At 62.7% G+C, this 4,692-nt stretch carries 6 protein-coding genes; 5 read left to right on the forward strand and 1 reads right to left on the reverse strand.

All coding sequences use genetic code 11. From position 1 onward, the window contains the following. Positions 1-406: large conductance mechanosensitive channel protein MscL (gene mscL / locus FKP22_RS21445; protein WP_211361504.1), on the reverse strand; the 406-nt coding region annotated here is incomplete at its 3' end. A gap of 269 nt (positions 407-675) precedes the next feature. Between mscL and petA the strand changes: the two genes are divergently transcribed. The 5 genes from petA to FKP22_RS21470 form a co-directional block, all read left to right on the forward strand. Further along, positions 676-1,272 (forward strand): ubiquinol-cytochrome c reductase iron-sulfur subunit, encoded by a 597-nt coding sequence (gene petA / locus FKP22_RS21450; protein WP_141289723.1) that lies wholly within the window; start codon positions 676-678, stop codon positions 1,270-1,272. Positions 1,273-1,306: 34 nt separating this feature from the next. Next, positions 1,307-2,740 carry a cytochrome b gene (locus FKP22_RS21455; protein WP_141289724.1) on the forward strand — a complete coding sequence of 478 codons (1,434 nt, stop codon included), beginning with the start codon at positions 1,307-1,309 and terminating at the stop codon, positions 2,738-2,740. Positions 2,741-2,763: 23 nt separating this feature from the next. Continuing rightward, positions 2,764-3,552 carry a cytochrome c1 gene (locus FKP22_RS21460; protein WP_141289725.1) on the forward strand — a complete coding sequence of 263 codons (789 nt, stop codon included), beginning with the start codon at positions 2,764-2,766 and terminating at the stop codon, positions 3,550-3,552. Between the two features lie 129 nt (positions 3,553-3,681). Next, positions 3,682-4,293 carry a glutathione S-transferase N-terminal domain-containing protein gene (locus FKP22_RS21465; protein WP_141289726.1) on the forward strand — a complete coding sequence of 204 codons (612 nt, stop codon included), beginning with the start codon at positions 3,682-3,684 and terminating at the stop codon, positions 4,291-4,293. A gap of 27 nt (positions 4,294-4,320) precedes the next feature. Continuing rightward, positions 4,321-4,692, forward strand: a 372-nt coding sequence (locus FKP22_RS21470) for a ClpXP protease specificity-enhancing factor (protein ID WP_141289727.1), incomplete at its 3' end; no start/stop codon positions are given.

A 4,692-nucleotide genomic window follows, 5' to 3' on the forward strand; every position in this document is an offset into this window, starting at 1 on the left:
CGCGGATCTCGCGCAGCAGCAGCACGTCTTCCGGCGTGGGGGCCGGTGCCGCAGGCGCGGGTGCGGGGGGGTTGGCAGCCTTCAGCCGATTGATCTGCTTGATCATCAGGAAAATGATGAAGGCCAGGATCATGAAATTCAGCAGCACGGTCAGGAAGTTGCCATAGGCGAACACTGCGCCGGCCTTGCGGGCCTCGGCCAGCGTGGCCGCTGGTGCGCCCGAGAGCTGGATGTAGTAGTTCGAGAAGTCCAACCCGCCAATCGCCAGGCCGACCAGCGGCATGATCAGGTCGGTCACCACCGAATCGACGATCTTGCCAAAAGCGCCGCCAATGATCACGCCGACCGCCAGATCGACGACATTGCCCTTGATGGCAAATTCCTTGAACTCGGTGGCAAATCCCACGGCGCTACTCCTTGTTGGTTCGACTGAATGGCGGGTTCTCCCGCGGCCTGCAGTATCGCGGCTTAGGGTACACCCCTTGGTACACGCTGCAGCAGTATTGCCAGCAGCCATCAGCTGTCAACCTTGAGAACCAAGGGGTGCCCACAAGATTGAGAAATCGCAAATTGAAAGCCGGCGGCGTCCGCTAAAATGCCGGGTTGCCCAGAACCGAATTGCAAGGGCTTGGCAGTCTTTGCAGAGTTCCAACAGAGTCCCAGAGAAGGATCCCCATGAGTGACAACGCGGTGGACCAAGGCAAACGCACATGGCTGATCGCCACGAGTTGTGCGGGTGCGGTCGGTGGTGTGGCAACGGCCGTGCCCTTCGTCAGCAGCTTCGCGCCCTCCGAGCGCGCCAAGGCGGCCGGCGCCCCGGTGGAAGTGGACATCAGCGCGCTGAAGGCCGGCGAGAAGATGACGGTCGAGTGGCGCGGCAAGCCGGTCTGGGTGGTGCGCCGCACGCCTGAGCAACTGGCCTCGCTGAAGTCGCTCGATGGCCAGTTGGCCGATCCGCAGTCCGAGCGTACCGCCTACCCGATTCCCGAGTACGCGAAGAACGAGTACCGCTCGATCAAGCCGGAAGTGCTGGTGGTGGTCGGCGTATGCACCCACCTTGGCTGCTCGCCTTCCGACAAGTTCGCCGCCGGCCCGCAGCCTTCGCTGCCCGACGACTGGAAGGGCGGTTTCCTCTGCCCCTGCCACGGCTCGACCTTCGACATGTCGGCCCGTGTCTTCAAGAACAAGCCAGCGCCCGACAACCTGGAAGTGCCGCCGCACATGTACCTCTCCGACGCGAAGCTGCTGATCGGCGAAGACAAGAAGGCCTGAACGGGCACCCGAGACAAGAGGACGAAAGGCAATCATGGCTGAATTCAAAGTCGCGCCGGCAGACGCGTCGACCGGTGAGAAGCTGCTGACCTGGGTGGACAACCGCTTCCCCGCGTCCAAGCTCTACAAGGAGCACCTGTCGGAGTACTACGCGCCGAAGAACTTCAACTTCTGGTATTTCTTCGGCTCGCTGGCGATGCTGGTGCTGGTGATCCAGATCGTCACCGGCATCTTCCTGGTGATGCATTACAAGCCCGATTCGGCCCAGGCCTTCGCCTCGGTCGAATACATCATGCGGGACGTGCCCTGGGGCTGGCTGATCCGCTACATGCACTCGACCGGCGCGTCGTCGTTCTTCGTCGTCGTCTACCTGCACATGTTCCGCGGCCTGCTGTACGGCTCGTACCGCAAACCGCGTGAGCTGGTCTGGATCTTCGGCTGCGCGATCTTCCTGTGCCTGATGGCCGAGGCCTTCATGGGCTACCTGCTGCCCTGGGGCCAGATGTCGTTCTGGGGTGCGCAGGTGATCGTCAACCTGTTTGCCGCCGTGCCCTTCGTCGGCAACGACCTGGCGCTGCTGATCCGCGGCGACTATGTGGTGGGCGACGCGACACTGAACCGCTTCTTCAGCTTCCACGTGATTGCCGTGCCGCTGGTGCTGCTGGGCCTGGTGGTGGCGCACATCATCGCGCTGCACGAAGTGGGCTCGAACAATCCCGACGGTGTCGAGATCAAGGCCAAGAAGGATGCGCTGGGTCGGCCGCTGGATGGCATCCCGTTCCACCCGTACTACACGGTGCACGACATGCTGGGTGTCGGCGTCTTCCTGATGGTCTTCAGCGCCATCATCTTCTTCTCGCCGGAGCTGGGTGGCTACTTCCTCGAGTACAACAACTTCATCCCGGCCGATCCGCTGAAGACGCCGCTGCACATCGCGCCGGTCTGGTACTTCACGCCGTTCTACTCGATGTTGCGAGCGACCACCGACGACATGCTGCTGGCCTTCGACGCCGTGGTCGTGCTGGCGGCCCTGGCGGCCATTGTGCGCGGCCGCTTCTCGTCGGCTGTGAAGTTGGGCATCGCGGCTTTGGCGTTCGCTGCCTTGGCCTGCTTTGGTGCCTTCAAGTTCACTGGCCTGGCGGTGTTCGCCGGCTTCGACGCCAAGTTCTGGGGCGTGGTCGTGATGGGTGGCGCGGTGATCATCCTGTTCTTCCTGCCCTGGCTGGACCACAGCCCGGTCAAATCCATCCGCTACCGGCCCGATTGGCACAAGTACCTGTACGCGGTGTTCGTGGTGTTCTTTTTCGTGCTGGGGTACCTGGGCATCCAGCCGCCGTCCGCGATCGGCACCCTGGTCGCGCAGGTCGGCACGCTGTACTACTTCGGCTTCTTCCTGCTGATGCCGTGGTGGAGCCGGTTGGGCACCTTCAAGACCGTGCCCGACCGCGTGACCTTCCACCCGCACTGAGCCCGAGCAGGAGCCATACAAACATGATCAAGCTCAAGCAAATCATTGGCGGCGCCGTCGCGGCGCTGTGCATGGTCGGCGCCCTGGTGGGGGCCGCGCAGGCCAACGAAGGCGGCGCCCCCTGGGACAAGTTCCCGACCGAGCGCGTCACCGATGTCTCGGCGCTGCAGAACGGCGCCAAGCTGTTCGTCAACTACTGCCTGAACTGCCACAGCGCGGCCTACATGCGCTACAACCGCCTGCGCGACATCGGTCTGTCCGAGGCGCAGATCAAGGCCAACCTGTTGTTCGCCACCGAGAAGGTGGGCGACACGATGAAGGTCGCGCTGGACGCGAAGTCGGCCAAGGAATGGTTTGGTGCAGCGCCCCCTGACCTGAGCGTGATCGCCCGCTCGCGGGCGGGCGCCCAGGGCAGTGGCGCCGACTACCTTTACACTTACCTCCGCAGTTACTACCGCGACGAGAGCAAAGCCACCGGCTGGAACAACACCGCGTTCCCCAGTGTGGCAATGCCTCACGTGCTCTGGGAACTGCAAGGTCCGCAGAAGGCGGTTTACGAGGAAGTGCCTGACCCGCACGAGCACGGCAAGACCGAGCAACATTTCAAGGGTTTCGAGCCTCTGGCACCGGGCAAGCTCAGCACCGCCGAATACAACAGCGCAGTGGCCGATCTGGTCGCTTACCTGCAGTGGATGGGCGAGCCGGCCCAGAACCAGCGGGTGCGTTTGGGGGTGTGGGTGTTGATCTTCCTGGCGGTGCTGACGACCCTGACCTGGCGCCTGAATGCGGCGTACTGGAAAGACGTGAAATAAAATAGCCGAAAATACGCGGCTTGGCCGTTCGCGGCCAGACACCATGCGCAGTGGGTTCAATCCAGGCCCACTGCGTTTTCTTCTTTCGGCGCCTGCCGTCGACACAGCTATTTGAAGGAGCCCACCTCCATGATGGTGCTTTATTCCGGAACCACTTGCCCCTACTCGCACCGCTGCCGCTTTGTGCTGTTCGAGAAGGGCATGGACTTCGAGATCCGTGACGTCGACCTGTTCGCGAAGCCGGAAGACATTGCGTTGATGAACCCGTACAACGAGGTGCCCATCCTCGTCGAGCGCGACCTGATCCTGTACGAGTCGCACATCATCAACGAGTACATCGACGAGCGCTTCCCGCACCCGCAGCTGATGCCTGGCGACCCGGTGGCCCGTGCCCGCGTGCGCCTGTTCCTGTTCAATTTCGAGAAGGAGCTGTTCGCCAACGTGAACATCCTCGAAAGCCGCGGGATCAAGGGCACCGACAAGCAACTGGAAAAAGCCCGCTCGCAGATCCGCGACCGCCTGACCCAGCTCGCGCCGATCTTCCTGAAGAACAAGTACATGCTGGGCGACGACTTCTCGATGCTCGACGTGGCCATTGCGCCGCTGCTGTGGCGCCTGGACTACTACGGCATCGACCTGTCGAAGAATGCTGCACCGCTGCTGAAGTACGCCGAACGCATCTTCTCGCGCCCGGCCTACATCGAGGCGCTGACGCCTTCGGAAAAGGTCATGCGCAAGTGATCGTGCGCCGGTAAGCAGAGAAGTCTCATGAGTCCCGTCACCCCTTCGGATGCCCAAGGCAGTTCGACCCGGCCCTACCTGATCCGCGCCCTGCACGACTGGTGCACCGACAACGGCTTCACGCCGTACCTGGCGGTGTATGTCGACCGCGGCGTGCAGGTGCCGATGGAGTACGTCAAGAACAACGAGATCGTGCTCAATGTCGGCTTCGAGGCCACCAGTGGCCTGAAGCTCGGCAACGATTACATCGAGTTCAAGGCGCGCTTCGGCGGCGTGGCACGCGAGATCGTCGTGCCGGTGGACCACGTGGTGGCCATTTATGCCCGTGAAAACGGGCAGGGCATGGCCTTCCCGATGCCGGTCAGCGCGCCGGCCGCGGACGAAGGCGGCGACGCACAG

It is taken from the genome of Ideonella azotifigens (genome assembly GCF_006519715.1).
Taxonomy (GTDB): Bacteria; Pseudomonadota; Gammaproteobacteria; order Burkholderiales; family Burkholderiaceae_C; genus Ideonella; species Ideonella azotifigens.

What these genes read in the sequence shown, in the direction of transcription:
- petA (WP_141289723.1), top strand. Translation starts at nt 676, where the DNA reads ATGAGTGACAACGCGGTGGACCAAGGCAAACGCACATGGCTGATCGCC.
- FKP22_RS21455 (WP_141289724.1), top strand. Translation starts at nt 1,307, where the DNA reads ATGGCTGAATTCAAAGTCGCGCCGGCAGACGCGTCGACCGGTGAGAAG.
- FKP22_RS21460 (WP_141289725.1), top strand. Translation starts at nt 2,764, where the DNA reads ATGATCAAGCTCAAGCAAATCATTGGCGGCGCCGTCGCGGCGCTGTGC.
- FKP22_RS21465 (WP_141289726.1), top strand. Translation starts at nt 3,682, where the DNA reads ATGATGGTGCTTTATTCCGGAACCACTTGCCCCTACTCGCACCGCTGC.